Annotated in this window: 4 protein-coding genes; all 4 read right to left on the bottom strand. The window is 67.6% G+C overall.

The genetic code is table 11. From position 1 onward, the window contains the following. Nucleotides 1-34: 34 nt before the first annotated feature. The gene (locus tag VFG33_RS18930) at nt 35-1,531 is read right to left on the bottom strand and encodes a CoA-acylating methylmalonate-semialdehyde dehydrogenase (RefSeq protein ID WP_325054226.1); all 1,497 of its coding nucleotides are present in this window, start codon (nt 1,529-1,531) and stop codon (nt 35-37) included. Nucleotides 1,532-1,604: 73 nt separating this feature from the next. Then, nucleotides 1,605-2,615 carry a Gfo/Idh/MocA family protein gene (locus VFG33_RS18925; protein WP_325054225.1) on the bottom strand — a complete coding sequence of 337 codons (1,011 nt, stop codon included), beginning with the start codon at nt 2,613-2,615 and terminating at the stop codon, nt 1,605-1,607. A gap of 2 nt (nt 2,616-2,617) precedes the next feature. Then, nucleotides 2,618-3,508 (bottom strand): ATP-binding cassette domain-containing protein, encoded by an 891-nt coding sequence (locus tag VFG33_RS18920; RefSeq protein WP_325054224.1) that lies wholly within the window; start codon nt 3,506-3,508, stop codon nt 2,618-2,620. Then, nucleotides 3,505-3,790 (bottom strand): ABC transporter permease subunit (locus VFG33_RS18915; protein WP_414672965.1); only part of this gene is annotated, 286 nt, incomplete at its 5' end. The genes VFG33_RS18920 and VFG33_RS18915, both read right to left, overlap by 4 nt.

Genomic DNA, 3,790 nt, shown 5'->3' with positions numbered 1-3,790 from the left:
AGGCGCGCGCCCCCGTCCGGGGCGCGACCCGCGACTAGGTGTTGTGCGGGAAGCCCAGGTTGATCCCGCCGTGGCTCGGGTCGAGCCAGCGCTGGGTCACGACCTTGCCGCGCGTGAAGAAGTGCACGCCCTCGGTGCCGTGCGCGTGGGTGTCGCCGAACAGCGAGTTCTTCCAGCCGCCGAACGAGTAGTACGCCATCGGGACCGGGATCGGCACGTTGACGCCGACCATGCCGACCTCCACCTCGGTCTGGTACCGGCGCGCCGCCCCACCGTCATTGGTGAAGATCGCGGTGCCGTTGCCGTACGGATTCGAGTTCACCAGGTCCAGCGCCGCGTCGTACGAGGAGACGCGGACGACGGACAGCACCGGGCCGAAGATCTCGTCGGTGTAGATCGACATGTCGGGCGTGACCTTGTCGAACAATGTCGGGCCGAGCCAGAAGCCGTCGTCACCGCCGTCGAACGGTCCTTCACGGCCGTCGACCGTCAGCTCGGCGCCGGCCTCGACCCCGGCCTCGACGTACCCGACGACCTTGTCGCGGTGCGGTCCGGTGACGAGTGGGCCCATGTCGCAGCCGCGGGTCCCGTCGCCGGTCTTCAGCGTCGCCATCCGCTCACGGATCTTGCCGACCAGGTCATCGGCGACCGGCTCGACGGCGATCAGTGCGGAGATCGCCATGCAGCGCTCTCCCGCCGAGCCGAAGCCCGCGTTCACCGCGGCGTCCGCAGCCAGGTCGAGGTCGGCGTCGGGCAGCACGACCATGTGGTTCTTGGCGCCGCCGAGGGCCTGGACACGCTTGCCGTTCGAGGTGCCCTTCTCGTAGACGTACCGCGCGATCGGGGTGGAGCCGACGAACGAGACGGCCTTGATGTCCGGGTGCTCGAGCAGCCGGTCGACGGCCTCCTTGTCACCGTGGACGACGTTCATCACGCCATCGGGCAGCCCGGCCTCCTTCCACAGCGCGGCCACGGCGTTGACCGCCGACGGGTCCTTCTCAGACGGCTTGATCACCACGCTGTTGCCACAGGCGACCGCGATCGGGACGAACCAGAGCGGCACCATCGCCGGGAAGTTGAACGGAGAGATCACCGCGACCGTGCCGAGCGGCTGGCGGATCGAGTACACGTCGACGTTGGTCGACACGTTCTCGCTGAACCCACCCTTCATCAGATGCGGGATGCCGCAGGCGAACTCGACCACCTCGAGCCCGCGAGTGACCTCGCCGAGCGCGTCGGACAGCACCTTGCCGTGCTCGGCGGTGATCCGGGCGGCGATGTCCTCCTTGCGCTCGTTCAGCAACTGGCGGAAGGCGAACAGCACCTGCGCACGCTTGGTGAGCGACGTCCGGCCCCACGCCTTCGAGGCGTCATGGGCGACCTTCACCACCTCGTCGACCGTTGCGGCCGACGCCAGATCCAGCTCGCCGGTGACCTCGCCGGTCGCGGGGTTGTAGACCTTGCTGGTGCGCTCGGAGACGCCCGTCCACGGGGTCCCGCCGACCAGATGGGTGATTCGCTCAGTGCTCACAGCTGCATCCCTTGCTTCATCGGTGTTACGGACTTGCCCTGCTCGGTACTACGGGTTGTGGCGGGCCTGGATCTCACCCGAGCACCTCGCTCCGGCGTACCATCTCGACCTCTACCGGACGGCCTTCCTGCAGGGACTGCACTCCGGCCGTGCAGACCGCGGCTGCGGCGTACCCGTCCCAGGCCGTCGGACCGTCGATCCCGCCCTGCGCCACGGCGCTCACCCAGCGCTGGACCTCGATGTCGTACGCCGATCCGAAGCGGACCCGGAAATCGTCCGGCACCGCACCACCCCAGTGTCCGGCGGTCTTGGTCAGCACGTCGACCCCGAGGCCGATGGTGGCACTGCCCTTCTCGGCCACCGCCTCGCAGCGAACCTCGTACCCGACCTGGAAGTTGACGAACACCTCCACGTCGGCCAGCGCCCCACCCGCCATCTCGAAGACCGCGAACTGCGGATCGAGCACCCCGGAACCGACCAGGCTGGTCGGCTTCGGGGTGTGCACGGTGATCCGGGCGATCTCGTCGTCGAACAGCCAGCGCGCCACATCGACCTCGTGCACCAGGGAATCGCGCACGATCATCTCGCTGCGGAACGTCGCCGGGACCGTCTTGTTCCGGTGCACGTTGTGCAGCAGCAGCGTCCGGCCGAGCTCACCCGAGTCGAGCAACCGCTTCAGGGCCGCGTACTCCGGGTCGAAGCGGCGCATGAACCCGACCTGGATCAGGGGTTTCCCGACCTTGTGCTCGGCCTCGACCACCCGCAACGCCGACTCGGTGTCCATCGTCAGCGGCTTCTCGCACAGCACCGGCTTCTGGTGCTCCAGACAGGCGAACAGTTGCTCGGCATGAGCGAACCCCGGCGAGGCGAGGATGACCGCGTCCACCTCGTCATCGGCGATCAGCGCGAGCGGATCACCGATCACCCGGACATCGCCGAGGGCGGCCGCGAGTGCGTCCGCCCGCGCAGTGTCCGGATCGGAGACCGCGACGAGCCGCGCACCCGCAGTACTGCGGGCAACCCGCTCGGCATGGTCGGCGCCCATGATTCCGACGCCGACGATGCCGATCCGGAGGTCCGTCATCCTTACTCCTTCTTGTCCTCCGGCCGGGCCGGCTCGACCGGCTCGACGGCCGGACCGGCCGGGCTGACGACGAGGCCCGGATCGATGTCACGCAACTCGTGGCTGAGGGCCTCGAGCTCCGAACCGCCGGCCATCTCGGTGGTCAACTGCTCCAACGTGATCTCCGACCGGTGGGTGTCCAGCGCGACCCGGCCCAGCTTCAGGATCACGAAGTGGTTGCCGACCAGGTAGGCGTGGTGCGGGTTGTGGGTGATGAAGATGACGCCGATGCCCTCGTCGCGGGCCTTGACGACGTACTTGAGCACTACGCCGGACTGATTCACACCGAGGGCCGCCGTCGGCTCGTCCAGGATCAGCACCTTGGCGCCGAAGTAGATCGCCCGGGCGATCGCGACGCACTGGCGTTGACCACCCGACAACTTGCCCACCGGCTGTTCCAGGTTGGGGATCGAGATCCCCATTTTCGCCAGCTCCTGCTGCGCGATCCGCTTCATCTGCGCGGAGTCGAGGATCCCGAACGGCCCTTTGGTGAGCTCGTTGCCGAGGAAGAAGTTCCGCCAGACCGACATCAGCGGAGCCAGGGCGAGATCCTGGTAGACGGTGGCGATGCCGGCGTCCAGCGACTCCCGTGGCGAGGAGAAGTGTCGCTCCTCGCCGTTCACCGACATGGTCCCCGAGGTGTAGTCGTGCAGGCCGGCGATGATCTTGATCAGTGTCGACTTGCCCGCGCCGTTGTCACCGAGCACGCAGGTGATCTCCCCCTGCCGGACCGACAGGGACACCCCGCGGAGGGCCTGGATGTTGCCGTAGCTCTTGCCGACGTCCTCCAGGAGGACGATCGGGGTGTTCGGGCTGGTGCTCGCCTCGATCGCGAAGCTGTCAGTGGTGGTCATCGCGCATCCGCCTTGTTCTTGACGACGAGGTTCACGATCGTGGCCAGCAGCAACATCACGCCGAGGAAGGTCGCGAACCAGTCAGCGTTCCAGCCGGCGTAGACCACGCCCAGTTGCACCATGCCGAAGATCAATGCTCCAACGGCACCGCCGACCACCGAGCCGTAGCCTCCGGTCAGCAGGCAGCCGCCGACGACCGCGGCGATGATGTACAGGAACTCCTTGCCGACACCTTCACCCGACTGCACGACGCCGTTCTGGACGAACAGCAACTGCATACCG

It is taken from the genome of Kribbella sp. (assembly GCF_035687465.1).
In the GTDB taxonomy this organism is placed as follows: domain Bacteria; phylum Actinomycetota; class Actinomycetes; order Propionibacteriales; family Kribbellaceae; genus Kribbella.
The sequence above is the reverse complement of the archived record's forward strand: the minus strand, read 5'-3'. Positions and strand labels throughout refer to the sequence as shown.

Excerpts from the sequence above, each read along its gene's own strand:
- VFG33_RS18925 (WP_325054225.1), bottom strand. The coding sequence starts at position 2,615 with ATGACGGACCTCCGGATCGGCATCGTCGGCGTCGGAATCATGGGCGCC.
- VFG33_RS18920 (WP_325054224.1), bottom strand. The coding sequence starts at position 3,508 with ATGACCACCACTGACAGCTTCGCGATCGAGGCGAGCACCAGCCCGAAC.